This is a genomic window from Treponema sp. HNW (genome assembly GCF_050320395.1).
Classification (GTDB): Bacteria; Spirochaetota; Spirochaetia; order Treponematales; family Treponemataceae; genus Treponema_C.
Genome location: NZ_CP144459.1, coordinates 944,426 through 958,662, shown reverse-complemented (window position 1 = coordinate 958,662; position 14,237 = coordinate 944,426). Strand labels below are relative to the sequence as shown.

Below are 14,237 nucleotides of genomic sequence, written 5' to 3'. Positions count from 1 at the left end.
AGCTATCCAGCGCCGTACTCAGAGGAAAACTATGGAACAATCTTTAGTCGATTATAAAAAGGCTATTTCCGATTTGGGGAATGACAGCAGCTTGTATAAAGAACTGCTTGACTGCTGGTTTTCCGAACTTCCCTTCGATAAAAACGTATTGAACGCTTTTATCGAAAAAAGCGAATTATCGGAAGCCGCTTCCTATGTTCACCGCATAAAGGGAGCCGCAGGTTCTTTAGGAGCCCTCAATTTGTTTCAAGCGGCTCAAAAGGTTGAAGATATTTTGCGCGGACGATCCGCCGATGCATTAACTGCTCATGTAAAAAACCTTTACGATCTGTACGATCGCACAAATGCGGAATTCAGGGAATTGCAAAATTCCATCGGTTGATTCCGTATGCTAAACGCCGTTTAGACAAGCGCAAATGAATCCCTGAAGTTTTTATACAGGGCCGAACACAGAGCCTCAAGCGGTATGCCGCGCAATTCGGCGATTTTTTTATATACCTTCTCTATATCCGAAGCGGCGGTTTGAGTTTCTCCTTTCAGTGTCTGCCAAGGTGCATCGGTTTCGGCAAGTAAAAGTTCAATAGGCAAAGAAGAGGCGCATAAAAGAGCGCGTTTATTTCCGTTCAACAAGGGTTTACCGAAAGAAAAACGGGCCCGTATGCCGCGCTTTATAAGAGAAAGCGCTTCAAGCGGAGAACCCGGAAACGAATGAAAGACAACCGAACGCAGTTTCGATAATTTTTTTGCGTCGCGAAAAATCAAATGCAACGCCTTTCTGCAGTGGATAATAAGAGGCTTATTATAGTGAGCGGCCGCATCCAATTGAAACGCCCATACTTCTTCCTGGTCTTCCAAACGTGCGCTGTAGGCTGCCGTAAAAAGATCAAAACCCGCCTCTCCTATAGCATCAGCCCGATTGTTTTCCAAGGCATCGCTTACAAATTGCATATGTTTTTTATCGGGATCCTGAGGATGAATACCGGCGGAACGTATCACGGTACCCGGGAACAGCCGGGCCGTATCCGTCAAGATTTTCCAATCCTTTTCGCAATGTGCACATGAACACACGGGAGAGTCATGAGTTTGCCCTTTTGCATCCGTACGTGTAAGGGGCTGCCATGAGGTCAGGTCGGTAATATGTATATGAGCGTCCGCAAAAACCATAGCTCCACTATAGCATAAAAATAAAAAAAGACTAATATATTTTTTCTAAAAACCGAAAATAATAATAACCGAATACCTTATTCAAACCGGGAGGAATTATGACTAAGTGTTATGCATTAAAGAGCCACAATCTGCACGATTATTTGACGATTGAAAAAGAACTCGATGACGGCTTCGTTGTACGGATAGTTCGGGATAAAGACGGTTTTGAAGAAGTTGTAACCGATTTTATAAGCAAAATACTTTTTGAAAGCTGTATCAGAACGGGGTATTTAACCTGCGTGGAAATACCGCAAAAAGCTGCAGTCAGCGCATAAGATAATGTATAAGCCGCAGGATTTTCAAGCCGTCGAACCAGGTATGGAAGGCGGCTTCAAGCCGCTGCAGGTTCCCGCGGTTTTGTTCCGCCGTTTTTTCCCATACCTTCGGAAAACCTTCACCTGTTAAAAAATCGCAGACATCCGGTAAACGCTTTCGAATCTCGGCAAAAAAACATGACGGTGCTTTTTGAGTTTCATAAAAAAGGGCAATCGTTTGTTTTATCTTTGTATATACATCATCCGGATACAGCAGTGAAGCGCATTCAATCTTTTCGGCTTGCTGCGTAAGGGCGGTAAGTTTTTGGCCCGTTCCGAACAGGGTACGCGCGGAAAGACGGGCTTGCGGAAAGACGGTACAATCAAGTTCCGGAAATATAAAAGGCCGTCCGGATTGCCCGGATTCCGTTTGCAGAACGGTACTTTGCATGTGGATTTTTATGAGTGACTGCAAAAAATAAAAATCCTCGCCCGATATGCGTTTATTCATTCCTCCTGCGGCCGCATAACCCCATGCGGAAGCTGCAATGGAAGGCCCCAATGCATAGGGATAAAAGGGCGTTCCCGTTTGAAAAAGCCGGCGGCTGTGTTCTTTTATAAAAAACTCGTAAGCTTCTATTGCGGTCTGAATCTCACGGTTTTCCGCCGCTTGATGGGTAAAGCCGCTTAGGGCTCCGGCAAGAGGATTTTTTCCTTTGCCGCGTTGCTCTTCGCCTTGTAAAAAAAAATCGTAAAGGGCTTTTCCGTATGAGGGACTTACAAGGGTGTCCGCATCCATACAGGCAATCACCTTTGCCCCGCAATAAAGGGCGTAATCCATACCGATGCGGCGCGCCTTTCCGACACCCTCGCCTTCTCCAAATTCGTTTTTATCTTCGGTACAATCAAGAACGCACACGCCGTATTTTAAAGCTTCCCGTACCAGAGTGCGGTTATTTTCTTTCATTGTATCGGGAGCATTCGAGCGGTGGTTCACTACACAGACAATGGACGGAGGTGTTTCAAGCGCATTAAGGGATTCAAAAGTTGAAAAAATGCCCGGATATTCGGCACACGCGGGTATAACCGCATAGACGGGTCTGTGTACAAAGGAGGAATCCTTTAAAATACGGCAGGGAGGCTCCGGGTTTGAAAACACCGAACGCTTTTGATTATAAAGAGCGATAACGTCTTTCATGCGCGCAGAGTATTCAGCAAGGCAAGCGTTTTTTCAAAGCGGCGTTCGACTGAACAGTCCTCACGGCTTCCGTTGTGATCAAGCCAATGAATATCGACACCTTTTTTTTGCATGCCGCGAAACCATGTTTCCTGCCGCTTTGCAAACTGTCCGATGGCGATACCCAGCCTTGTTTCCAATTCCTCGCGTGCTTTTATACGCCCCTGAAGATATTCGGCTATAAAGCGATATTCCAAGCCCAAGCGTTCCAAACGCTCCCATGAAGCGCCTTTGCTTAGTCCCGGCGCACAGCGATGCAGTTTTTCAACCTCTTCTATCATGCCGGTGTCAAGCCGTATTTTTAAACGTTTGCGGATAGCATCCCGCAGCATATCGCGCGGAAAAGTCGTGCCGATAATAAAGGGTTTTATTTCGGGACGCAAAGGCCCGGCTTTTTTTTCGCTTTTCTCCAAGGGGGCGGCGGCATTATAAGTTTCGATTTCTATCGCGCGAATCAAGCGTGTACGGCTTTCAGTATCGGTTGTATTATGTACTTGAACGCCGGCCTGTTTTTTTAAATCGGAGAGGATTAAAATAAGCTCCTCCATAGTCAAGGCCGAAAGCTTTTCGCGTAAAGCCGTATTTTCGGGCACACGCTTCATGTCGTAGCTTCTTATCACCGCATCCAAATACAATCCCGTACCGCCTGCAATAACAGGCAAGGTTCCTTTTTGCAGAACTTCTCTAAAGGCATTATAAAAATCCCGCTGATACTCGAAAACCGAATATTCAACCGACAAATCCGTTATATCTATGAGATGATAGGGAACGGTGTATTCATTCAAATCTTTACCGGAACCTATATCCAAGCCGCGGTATACTTGGCGCGAATCCGCCGATAAAATCTCGCCTGTAAAATGCTCGGCCAAGCGTACCGCAAGGCCCGTTTTACCGACAGCGGTCGGTCCCAAAATTACAAGACAGTTTATATCGGAATCGCTCAATATCGATTTATTCATAGCGGCGCAATCCGCGTTTAAGACAGACCAAGCAGATCATCCATCGTATAAAGCTCACCCCTTTTCAAGCTTCCGCCTGCAAGACCGGAAACCAGCCATTCAAAGGCGCGTACGGCTCCCCGCGCAAAACCTTCGCGGCTTCGTGCCGTATGAGTTAATTCAATCGTGTCGGCAGGAGAGTCGAAAAAGAGACTGTGTATGCCGGGAACCGAACCGAGGCGCAGGGAGGAAACGAACAGTTGCTCGTCTTTTACGGGGATGCCTCGAGTTTCAAAAATAACTTCTTTTTTATGCGGATTTCCCCTCATCACAGCCTTTGCCAATTCCAAGGCGGTTCCCGAAGGGCTGTCCGCCTTACGGCGGTGATGGGTTTCCGCAAGCGCCGTATCGTATTCATCGTATGCGCAAACCAAACGGGAAGCGTATTCGGCTATGCGGTAAAAAAGATTTACCCCGATAGAATAATTCGGCGAATAAAAAAGGGACGAACGGCCTTCCCGTACCGCCTTTTGTACATCGGGAATTCCGTCGTACCAGCCTGTCGTACCGACAACAAGCGGCAACCCCAACGGAGCTAAAGCGTATATATTATTTAAAACGGCATCCGGATGGGTAAAATCGATTACGCCGTCGGCCCCGCTTTTTTTTACCGCTTCGGCCAAGGCTGCTGCAGAACCGATTGTAACGGCTCCCGGCGCAGCAGGATCCGCTTTAAGAACGATTTGATGGCCTGCATCCTGTGCCGCATGTTCAACCATGCGACCCATTTTTCCGTAACCGGATAAAGCTATTTTCATATTTTCTCCCCTATTCAAAAAAAGCCGCATGAAGCGTACGCACCGTTTTGTCGGCAAGCGTATTTTCACACACTAAACCGACGTTTACCTTTGAAGCGCCCTGACTTATCATTTCAGGATTTATACCGTTTTCGGCCAAGGCGGAAAAAGCCGACGCAAGGATTGAACTTGAATGGGCGGCATCACAAATCAACGTTATAATGGAGCGGCCGGTTTTAACCCGGATATCGGCAATATCTTTCAAATCTTCAACCAAACCGGATAAATCGGCATTCGTATGTACCGTAAGAGATACCGATACTTCACTGGTTGCTATCACATCTATACTGATATCGTGTTTAAGAAATAAGTCAAAAATACGGGCTAAAAAGCCTGAAGCGCCGAGCATACGGGTTGAAACAATATCGATGAGGGTACTGTTTTTTACCGCGGTTATTGCCCGCACGGGTGAAGGTTCGGCAGTATGCTTTTCAATGATAAGAGAACCCTCGAATGCGGGATTATATGAATTTTTTACGCGGACGGGTATCCCCGCTTTACGGCAGGGAACCATTGAACGGGGATGTAAAATCTGAGCACCGAAATATGCAAGTTCCGCCGCTTCTTCATAGGTAACAAGAGGAACGGTTTTTGCCCGTGCAACGATACGGGGATCCGCGCTTAATATACCGTCCACATCCTTCCATGTTTGAATCTCTTCGGCTTGCAATGCGGCGCCTATCATTGTAGCGGTTAAATCGCTTCCGCCGCGGCCGAGGGTTGTAATATTTCCGTTCATGTCTTTGGCAATAAAGCCGGTCACCACGGGAATCTCTTTTTGTATGCCGTCCCGATAAGAGCCCAGCGCTTCGGGTATCGTTTCCCATACATCATCGGAAAGTTCCGCATTCATAAAAACGGAATCGGAAATCAAGCCTGCGTCCCAGGCATCATAAAAACGCGCGGGAATACCTTGACTTTGCAAAAAAGCCGCGACTATACGAACGCTTAAACGCTCCCCGAAAGATACCAAATAATCGCGCGTTCTTTTGGTTAACTCGCGTATCATCGAAATACCGGTTAAAAGGGCATAAAGCTCGCTTAAAAGAGCATCGACGGCCTGCAAATCGGTTCCGCTTAAACCGAGGCTGTCTGCCGTATCCCTGTGCAGCTTTTCTATACGGCTTATATCGGCATTGCCGGCTACGGCCTCATCCGCCGCTTCCAATAGATGGTCGGTTGTGTCCCCCATAGCGGACAAAACGACAACGGGCCGCTTATCCTGATAAGCACCTATAATCGAAGCGACATGACGAATGCGCTCCGCATTTGCCACGGACGAACCGCCGAATTTCATTACAATCATAAACACGATTTTAACAAAAGCGGAAGTCTTAATCAAGGGAAGCTCTGTTGAACGCGGTTCAAATCAATCGAATTTTTTTACCCCTCACCGGTCCCCTGCCCTTTGTTTTTTTATTTTTTCGCTTGTCACCTATCTGTGCGGTGTCGGGGGGGGGGGGGGGGGGGGGGGGGGTAACGCCGATTTTAACATATCGTCAAGGCTCTCGGGAGGAAGGGGTTTGCTGAAATAAAAACCTTGAATAAGAGTACAATGATTTTCCGTTAAAAAATCAAGCTGACTTTCTTTTTCAACACCTTCGGCAACAACCTTGACTTTTAAATTTTTTGCAAGGGAAATAATACTTTTAACAATAGCCTCATCTTTTTCATCCTCTCCGATACCGCTTATAAATTCGTCGCTTATTTTAATTTTATCTATCGGAGCAAGTTTTAAACGCTTTACCGATGAATATTCGGTGGCAAAATCGTCAATGGAAATCTTTACGCCCAATTTTTTCAAATCGGACATAATTTTACCGGTAGTGCTGTCATGTGAAATATATACGTTCTCGGTAATTTCCAAATCGATACAACCGGGATCCAAATCAAACTCATGAATTAAGGATTCTATATACGGAACCAACCCGTCTGCAATAAATTGACGGCCCGATACATTGATAGCCATCGATAAATCCTTAATTCCCATTTGATTCCACTTATGCAATTGCTCGCAAGCTTTACGCAGCACCCAGTTGCCGATGGATATGATAATACCGTTTTGCTCGCTGAGCGGAATAAACACACTGGGAGACACAATACCGAAATTCTCATTCGCCCAATGCAGTAAAGCTTCAACGCCGAATATTTTTCCGCTGACAACATCAACTTGAGGCTGGTAATATAAAACCAATTCGTCTTTTTCGACGGCCGTAAATAATTGCTGGTGCAAAGAACTCTTTGTAGCGATTTTCTTTTTCAGATCCGATGAACAGAATGTGTAACAGTTTTTTCCCCGCATCTTTGAAGCATACATGGCGCTGTCGGCGTGTTTTATGAGGGTATTTACCGTTTTTCCGTCTTTCGGGAAAATCGCAATTCCGCAGCTGAACGTTACAAAAAGAGGCTCTTCCCTTATCTTCATCGGAGCGGTTAAGGTTTTCATCATCTTCGTTACTATTGCTTCAATCTTTTCGGCCGAACTGATACCCGGTAAAAAGATTAAAAACTCATCGCCTCCGAAACGCGAAACAATGGAAGCAATGGGTAAATCTTTTTTTAGACGCTGACTGGTTTGTAAAAGTACCTTATCTCCGTACTCATGTCCCTTTGAGTCGTTGATATTTTTAAAGGAGTCCAAATCTATGAATAAAATAGTAAAGGGATACTCTTTGCGGTTTTTGATTTCCGAGCTTACCAGATGATTAAAGTATATACGGTTCGGAAGCCCCGTCAACGCATCGTGATATGCCATGTATTCTATGTGCTTTTCATTTTCGACTTTCAAAACCGCCGTTGCAAACAGGTTTGCAAAGATTCTGAATATTTGGTTATCGTCTTCTTTCCAGATTCTGTGCCGCTTAATCATATGCACACCCAAAAAGCCGACTGCATTTTCATTATCAAGCAGGGGAACGGCAAACGAAGACTGTATATTGCGGCGGGTAAAAAAATCCTTTTCCTTTTTGCTTAAAAAAACCTGAGAAGATACATCCGAAAAAATTATCTTCTTTTTAGCCCGCAGCTGAGATAAACAAAAAGCGGGATAATCGGCAGTATGCTTTTCATTGTATACCGCTTCGGATAAAAGCTCCTGATTCATCCAAAAACCGAGCCGGACAGGCTGTCGTTCTCCGGACACAAAACGGTATAAAAACACCTTATCCACATCAAAAAAGGTTCCTATGATTCTCAGCGCAAAACCTATATATTCTTCAATATTGGACAAGCTGCTTCTCAGCAATATATGAGATATTTCAAAAATAATGCGCTGAATTTGGGTTCGCCTTTGTATTTCCGAAAAACGCATCTTATACATTTTTTGAATATATGCCGCAACATAGGTGCCCGCAATAAACAAAATAATACGAAAAACGTGTTCTTCACTGCCCAGTACAACCGTAACGTTTGATGTAAAGGCGAGCATAAGCACATAGCAAATGAGAGTTACGATGGACACCAAACGCAAAAAAAGCAAACTTGAAAATAAAATACTTACAAGGAGCAAGCCGAGGGGAAAGGCCCAAACCGTCAAAGCCGCCGACGAGTAATAGGTAAATAAAATAACGGGAATGGATAAAACAACGAGTATAATACAAAAGAAATCGGCCTTTTTTTTACTCAATTTGCTTTTTTGAACCAACAAACTGACTATACCCGTTATAACCGCATAGATACCTACAAAAACTCCTTCTTTTACATCTATTTGCACCAAAATATAGGCCATTCCTATATTTAACAATCCCAGCTGAATATATAAATAGGCAATGGTTCTGAAAATCTGTTTGCGCGGAAAGTATTTTCCCGAATATATTTTATTTTCTACACCCGTATAAGGATCAATTCCGGTAACATAATATTTAAATGAAATGTATAGGAGCAGAATTACGGGCAGCAACAGAGAAAAGACGCTTATGGAATTGATATTTATATCACAGGTAAAATAAAGCACAATATCGTTGGTCAGGTTGATTATCAGTACAATGATAAAGGATATAAATAAAAATCGGCTTTTTATCTTGTTTTGCGAGCTTACAGCTTTTAAATAAATCCTAAAAGAAAAAAACAAAATAAACGAAAGATACCCGATATAATACAAATTTAAAATCAGTTGAAAATGAAATCCGTCGGTAACGGCAACACAGCCGTATCGGGTACGAATTACCGAAAATATAATCGATGCGGTCGGAGTAAAAAGCGCGAAAATAAGGGAAAGAATGACGGCGGGAGTAAATACCGCAAAAAGAATACGCTTTTTTAACAGGTTAGCATAACCGGATATCGTAAGAATATAATATAAAAAAAGGGGATAGGCGAAAGCAAAACAAACAATCGAAGAACGCCGCCATACAAAGGCTTCCCTCGGAGACGCATTCGAATTCATTATTGCAAGGGCAAAGCTCCACAAGGCCAACACAACACACAGCATGACAAAGAGAAATTTCAGGGGGTATTTAAGGGGTAAAAAAGAAGCATACAAGCCTATGACTATATAAATCGTAAAGGCAAAATAAAAAGTCAGAGAAAAAATATCATTAAGTTCCACATTCTCTCCTTGACAACAGTCTTACTCCCATAATGACGATAACCGAATAAAAACCCGTGTCTGAAGCTGAAAAATTTCATCCGCCCCGGAAAACGTGATTATATCATAGATTTGCAGAAAAAAAAGACATAAGAGACGGATTTATGAAAAAAAGTGCCGTTTTTTTTATAAAGAACGGCTTGTGCTTATACGGAATATGAATTAAAATCGGCCTATGTTTACAAACGGAACCCTCGTTTTATATAAAAATCAAGCGGCCCTTATCAAAGAGTGCGGCGAAAAATATACGATTACGTATTCCGGCGGCACTCAAAAAGTGCGCGAAAAAGACATATGCTTTCTCCATAAGGGACCGATTTCTTCCCTGAATGAACTCCAAAGCACAGATACGGGCGAAAACACCGAATTGAATGTGAAATTCGATGAAGTATGGGAATTGTTACAGGATGAAGGCGAACTCTCTTATACGCTTTCAGCCCTTGCGGAGTTGGCGCTCGGTGATTTTTCGGCGCAACAAGCCTTTTTAATATATGAAGTTCTCACAAAACATCCCAAGTTTTGTACCCTTCCCCTTCAAGAGCCCGAACAGCCGCGCTTTGCCCTGCGCAGTGCCGAAGAAGCGCAACGGGAAATTGAAAAACAATCCGAAAAACAGCGCGAAAAAGAAGAACGCGCGGCATTTATAGAACGGCTGCGCCGCAAAAAACTTCTTTTGCCCCAAGACGGCGTTTTTATGGGCGAAGTTGAAGCGCTCGCCCTCGGAAAAACGGACAAATCAAAGGTTATGCAGGAGGCGGGCTTTTCGGTAAGCGAAGAAAAGGCCCATAAACTGCTTTTGGACTGCGGCCTTTGGACAATATACCGCAACCCCCACCCCTCGAGGCGCGGTCTTTCCATGCAGTCGGCGCATGAACGCCTGCCGCCCTTTCCCGAAGATGAAACGGGCCGCATAAACGTCGACCATAAGGCTTACGCTATAGATAACAGCTGGAGCTGCGACCCCGACGACGCAATCGCCTTTGACGGTACCTATGTATGGGTGCATATTGCCGACCCGGCCGCAGCCGTTATGAGCGATTCGCCTATAGACCGCGCCGCTCGAAACCGGGGGGCCACCCTTTATACACCGGAAGGGGCTTCCCGCATGCTTGCGGAAGAATCTTTAGCCGACTATGCCCTCGGTTTAGCAGAAGAAAAAGATTCGGCTTCCTTTTCGCGCGCCCTTTCGTTCCGCATAAAACTTAACGATACCGGCGCGGTTGAACAAGCCGATGTTTTAAAAACACGGGTTAAAGTCGAGCGGCTTACCTACGAAGCGGCCGACGCACAAAAATCATCTCCCGAATTGGCGCCGCTTTTTGCAATCGCACAAAAAAACATCGAACGGAGAAAACAAGCCGGGGCGGTTTTTATCGATTTACCCGAAGTCCATATTTCGCTCAATACCGAACCGGATAGCGCAGTTTCCGAAAACTCCCCGGCGGAAACTCCTAAAGCTCCCCGCGTGGAAATAAAAGCGGCCGTACACTGTGAATCGGCTTCCCTTGTACGCGAGTTTATGCTTTTGGCGGGAGAAGCTGCCGCCCGCTTTGCTTTTAAAAACCGCATTCCTTTTCCCTACGTCTGTCAGGACAAGCCCGAAATTCCGCGCGATATCCCCGAAGGGCTTGCAGGCCAATACCGTCTGCGCCGCTGTATGAAAAGCCGATCGGTAAGCATAAGCCCGGCACCGCATGCCGGTTTGGGACTCGGTATGTACAGTCAGGTTACAAGCCCCCTTCGCCGTTACAGCGACCTTATCGCCCATCAGCAGCTGCACGCTTTTTTGGACGGCCGCCCCCTTTTGGATAAGGATACCATGCTCGAACGCATAAGCGCAGGAGATGCCGCAGCGGGAGCCGCCGTAAAAGCCGAGCGTAAAAGCAATCTGCATTGGACACTGGTATACCTTTTGCAAAATCCCGATTGGCAGGGAGAAGCCGTCATCGCCGAAATAAAGGGCAATCAGGCGGTTATCCTCATTCCCTCTTTGGCACGCGAAGCCCTTATCCCCCTGCCGGCCGGTAAAGGCTTAAACGATACCCTGACGGTAAAGGCCGCACATATCAACATTCCCGAATTGACGGAAACCTATGTATCGGTTAAAGAAGCGTAAGCGGCTTAATCAATATGCACTGTACAAATTGTCCTAAAAATAAAAAACCCTTTTAAGAAATCGTGTAAAATCGTATAAAAATACTATAAAACGACTCTTAAAAGGGCGTGGGGGCTGCCTGAAAATTCAGCGCAATAGATTCGGTAAAAATAAGATAAGCTGCGGGAATAAGTTCATTACAAAAACCGCAATAACCATAACCAAAACAAGCGGGGCAACCTCTTTAACCAGACGTTCCAACTTAACACCCCCGATGTCGCAGGCAACAAATAAGCATAATCCGACAGGAGGTGTGTTATGACCGATAGCCAATGCAACAACCATAATAATACCGAAAAACAGCGGATTAATATTCAAGCCTACCAAAATGGGATAAAAGATTGGAGCCAACAACACCATCGCTGCGGAGTTATTCAGGAAAGTTCCCACTACAAGCAAAATGACAATCATAATCATCTGGACTATAATCTGATTATTCGAAACGGTTAAAATCGAAGCTGCAAGATTTTGAGGAATTTGGTGACTGACCAGAATATAGCTTAAAATATCGGCGGTAATCATTAAATACATGATAACGGCGGTGGAACGGGCCGATTTGAGCACTAATTTAAAAATATCCTTCCAGTGCAGTTCTTTGTGAACAAATATACCGATAATGATACCGTAAATAACCGCAACGGCGGCCGATTCGGTCGGTGTAAAAATACCGCAATAGATACCGCCGAGAATAATAATGGGCATCATTAAAGCAAAGAAGGCATTTTTAAATGCGCTCCAGCGCTCGGCAGCGGTTCCTTTACGGATACTCTTATAACCGCGCTTTTTGGAAATAAAATATTCGGGAATAATCAGGGCAAGACAAATAATAATACCGGGAATGATGCCCGCTAAAAACAAATCACCGATAGACACACCCGTACTGACACCGTATAAAACCATCGTTAAACTCGGCGGAATAATAAGACCTATTGTTCCGGAAGCCGCTACAACGGCTCCCGCAAAGGCCGGATCGTAACCGCTTTCTTCCATCTGTTTAATCATAACACCGCCGATTGCGGCAGTGGTCGCGGGCGCCGAACCGGAAACCGCACCGAAAAAGGTTGAGGCAACGGTTGCAACTAAAGCAAGACCTCCGGTAATATGCCCCAGAAAGGCTTCGGCCAAACCGACCAGACGCTTGGATACGCCGCCCGAAGCCATAATATTTCCGGCAAGGATAAAAAACGGGATCGCCATAAGAGCCGAACCGTTTGATGAATTGAATGTTTTTTGCATTAATTCACTGATAATATCCGAGCTGTCCCAGTACAAATCCATAGCCGATATAGTACCGGTAAAAAAAGCTGCAAGGGGGCTTGTCAGAGAAGCAAAAATACAGGAAAGACCGAGTGCAACGGCAATGGGAACCCCCATCAATAAAAAAGCCATAAAAAATAAAGCGAGGTACAATCCCATTTATTCCCCCTCCTTTTCTACAAACGTTTTTAAAAGTACTTCAAGCATCATTAAAAGCGAAAGCACGCTTCCTGCAGGAACAATCATAAAAACCCATCCCAACTTCAGCCATTCCATAGAAGGCGAAACACCGCCGAGTGCAAGAATATCGCGTGCAAGCGGATACGTATAAAAGGTCATTGCACACAAAAAAAGGATAATGAATATATCGGCAATTATTTTAATAACCTTTTTAACTTTGGCACTTTTAATTGCATCAAGAGCCATAGACATATTGATATGTTTTTCCTCCCGATACAAAAAAACGGCACCGAAAAAAATAATACCCGAGAAAAAATAGGTTGCCAATTCTTCAGACCATGAAAGCGGTTCTTTTATGATATAACGGTAAATAACCTGTACAAAAATCAAAAGCACCATACCCGAAAGAAAAAAAACAAGCGCCGTTTGAGCAATTTTCGTAATAAGATTATTGATAACTTTGAGTATTTTGAGCATAGACAGCCTCCGACTGAGAGCTAAAATAAATGAAGGTGCCCAAAACACAGTTTTGAGACACCCTCTTTTACGAAAGACGTTTTATGTTTTTTACTTAGCCTTTGCGGCTTCGGCAATAATACGATCAATCATGTCGCCGTAGTCGGGGCGGAATTTTTCGTATACGGGCTTGCACAAGTCGATAAAGGGCTGACGATCGGGGCGGGTAAACACAACGCCGTACGATTCACACTTTTTAATATCGCCTTCATCGGCCTTTGCCTGAAAGTCGAAAGAAAAGACGCTTATCTTTTTAGCTTCTTCAATAAAAATCTTTTTGTCCGCATCGGAAATTCTGTTCCACAATTTTTTTGAAATAATCAGAGGATTGGGAACATGCATATACCATAACAAAGCCCCCGTTTTAGTCAACTCGTAATATTTTTGAGTGAGCATATGGGTGATGGTGCCTTCACAGCCGTCAATCGTTTTCATCTGCCAAGCCGAATACACATCGTTAAATGCCATAGGAACGGCAATTGCACCCATGGCGTTGATTGTTTCAATCATGGGCTTTGAGTTAACGACACGCAATTTTAAACCTTTTAAGTCGGAAGGCTTGTTAACGGGACGGGGCGGAAACAAGTGGCGCATTCCGTTTTCCCACCAGCCCAACACAACAAGGTTTTTTGCGGCAAGACTTTCGGCCAATTCATCGCCGATCGGGCCGTTAAGAACATAACTTGCTTCCTGTTCGTTGGCAAACAAAAAGGGCAAATCGAGAACACCGACAATTTTACTGTAAGAAGAAAGCAAAGAACCGGTAGCCAAAACCATATCCGAGGTGCCCAATTGGCAGCCTTCAATCAATTGATTGGGCTTTCCGTATAAGTCCGACGGATAGATTTCAAAAGTATAACGGCCGTCGGTACGTTCCGTTACGGCCTTTGTCCATTTTTCAAGGTACATTTGGTAATAATGTTCTTTTGTACCTGTATGGCCGACCTTAATCACCCGTCCCTTTTTGGGCGCGGCAAAAAGAAGTCCGCATACCGAAACGAACAAGAGCACGACAGTTAAAATCTTTTTATTTTTCATTAGAATAATTCTCC

The 14,237-nt window shown here is 44.6% G+C and carries 12 protein-coding genes; 3 read left to right on the top strand and 9 right to left on the bottom strand.

Translation table 11 applies throughout. The features are described 5' to 3' along the window. The first annotated feature begins 31 nt into the window (after positions 1 to 31). The gene (locus V1L52_RS04460; protein ID WP_428771099.1) at positions 32 to 382 is read left to right on the top strand and encodes an Hpt domain-containing protein; all 351 of its coding nucleotides are present in this window, start codon (positions 32 to 34) and stop codon (positions 380 to 382) included. Between the two features lie 20 nt (positions 383 to 402). Here the strand turns inward: V1L52_RS04460 and V1L52_RS04455 are convergent, their stop codons facing one another. Further along, the gene (locus tag V1L52_RS04455; protein WP_428771098.1) at positions 403 to 1,164 is read right to left on the bottom strand and encodes a TatD family hydrolase; all 762 of its coding nucleotides are present in this window, start codon (positions 1,162 to 1,164) and stop codon (positions 403 to 405) included. Between the two features lie 98 nt (positions 1,165 to 1,262). Here V1L52_RS04455 and V1L52_RS04450 point away from each other — a divergent pair, with 98 nt between their 5' ends. Next, on the top strand, positions 1,263 to 1,481 hold the full coding sequence (locus V1L52_RS04450; protein ID WP_428771097.1) for a hypothetical protein: 219 nt from the start codon (positions 1,263 to 1,265) through the stop codon (positions 1,479 to 1,481). On the opposite strand, the gene V1L52_RS04445 is transcribed toward V1L52_RS04450, so the two are convergent. From V1L52_RS04445 to V1L52_RS04425, 5 genes are all read right to left on the bottom strand, one after another. Next, entirely contained in the window at positions 1,471 to 2,658 is a 1,188-nt protein-coding gene (locus V1L52_RS04445; RefSeq protein WP_428771096.1) for a glycosyltransferase family A protein, read from the bottom strand. The two genes, V1L52_RS04450 and V1L52_RS04445, sit on opposite strands and share 11 nt — an antisense overlap. Next, positions 2,655 to 3,656 carry a tRNA (adenosine(37)-N6)-dimethylallyltransferase MiaA gene (gene miaA, locus V1L52_RS04440; RefSeq protein WP_428771095.1) on the bottom strand — a complete coding sequence of 334 codons (1,002 nt, stop codon included), beginning with the start codon at positions 3,654 to 3,656 and terminating at the stop codon, positions 2,655 to 2,657. Before miaA ends, V1L52_RS04445 begins: the two co-directional genes overlap by 4 nt. A 17-nt stretch (positions 3,657 to 3,673) precedes the next feature. Next, complete coding sequence (gene dapB / locus V1L52_RS04435) at positions 3,674 to 4,453, bottom strand: 4-hydroxy-tetrahydrodipicolinate reductase (protein WP_428771094.1); 780 nt, start codon at positions 4,451 to 4,453, stop codon at positions 3,674 to 3,676. Between the two features lie 10 nt (positions 4,454 to 4,463). Continuing rightward, positions 4,464 to 5,798, bottom strand: a complete 1,335-nt coding sequence (locus V1L52_RS04430) for an aspartate kinase (RefSeq protein ID WP_428771093.1) — start codon at positions 5,796 to 5,798, stop codon at positions 4,464 to 4,466. Between the two features lie 129 nt (positions 5,799 to 5,927). After that, the gene (locus V1L52_RS04425; RefSeq protein ID WP_428771092.1) at positions 5,928 to 9,038 is read right to left on the bottom strand and encodes an EAL domain-containing protein; all 3,111 of its coding nucleotides are present in this window, start codon (positions 9,036 to 9,038) and stop codon (positions 5,928 to 5,930) included. 214 nt (positions 9,039 to 9,252) lie between these two features. Between V1L52_RS04425 and V1L52_RS04420 the strand changes: the two genes are divergently transcribed. Next, entirely contained in the window at positions 9,253 to 11,193 is a 1,941-nt protein-coding gene (locus tag V1L52_RS04420) for a ribonuclease catalytic domain-containing protein (RefSeq protein WP_428771091.1), read from the top strand. A gap of 126 nt (positions 11,194 to 11,319) precedes the next feature. On the opposite strand, the gene V1L52_RS04415 is transcribed toward V1L52_RS04420, so the two are convergent. The 3 genes from V1L52_RS04415 to V1L52_RS04405 all read right to left on the bottom strand — a co-directional run bounded on the left by V1L52_RS04415 (position 11,320) and on the right by V1L52_RS04405 (position 14,223). Further along, positions 11,320 to 12,648 (bottom strand): TRAP transporter large permease, encoded by a 1,329-nt coding sequence (locus V1L52_RS04415; protein ID WP_428771090.1) that lies wholly within the window; start codon positions 12,646 to 12,648, stop codon positions 11,320 to 11,322. Next, the gene (locus V1L52_RS04410) at positions 12,649 to 13,146 is read right to left on the bottom strand and encodes a TRAP transporter small permease (protein ID WP_428771089.1); all 498 of its coding nucleotides are present in this window, start codon (positions 13,144 to 13,146) and stop codon (positions 12,649 to 12,651) included. Positions 13,147 to 13,236: 90 nt separating this feature from the next. After that, a complete protein-coding gene (locus tag V1L52_RS04405) occupies positions 13,237 to 14,223 on the bottom strand; it encodes a TRAP transporter substrate-binding protein (RefSeq protein WP_428771088.1) in 987 nt (328 codons plus the stop codon). Between the last annotated feature and the right edge of the window lie 14 nt (positions 14,224 to 14,237).

Bases quoted from the DNA above. Each gene is read 5' to 3' on its own strand.
- V1L52_RS04460 (WP_428771099.1), top strand. From the start codon at position 32: ATGGAACAATCTTTAGTCGATTATAAAAAGGCTATTTCCGATTTGGGG.
- V1L52_RS04455 (WP_428771098.1), bottom strand. From the start codon at position 1,164: ATGGTTTTTGCGGACGCTCATATACATATTACCGACCTGACCTCATGG.
- V1L52_RS04450 (WP_428771097.1), top strand. From the start codon at position 1,263: ATGACTAAGTGTTATGCATTAAAGAGCCACAATCTGCACGATTATTTG.
- V1L52_RS04445 (WP_428771096.1), bottom strand. From the start codon at position 2,658: ATGAAAGACGTTATCGCTCTTTATAATCAAAAGCGTTCGGTGTTTTCA.
- miaA (WP_428771095.1), bottom strand. From the start codon at position 3,656: ATGAATAAATCGATATTGAGCGATTCCGATATAAACTGTCTTGTAATT.
- dapB (WP_428771094.1), bottom strand. From the start codon at position 4,453: ATGAAAATAGCTTTATCCGGTTACGGAAAAATGGGTCGCATGGTTGAA.
- V1L52_RS04430 (WP_428771093.1), bottom strand. From the start codon at position 5,798: ATGATTGTAATGAAATTCGGCGGTTCGTCCGTGGCAAATGCGGAGCGC.
- V1L52_RS04420 (WP_428771091.1), top strand. From the start codon at position 9,253: ATGTTTACAAACGGAACCCTCGTTTTATATAAAAATCAAGCGGCCCTT.
- V1L52_RS04415 (WP_428771090.1), bottom strand. From the start codon at position 12,648: ATGGGATTGTACCTCGCTTTATTTTTTATGGCTTTTTTATTGATGGGG.
- V1L52_RS04410 (WP_428771089.1), bottom strand. From the start codon at position 13,146: ATGCTCAAAATACTCAAAGTTATCAATAATCTTATTACGAAAATTGCT.
- V1L52_RS04405 (WP_428771088.1), bottom strand. From the start codon at position 14,223: ATGAAAAATAAAAAGATTTTAACTGTCGTGCTCTTGTTCGTTTCGGTA.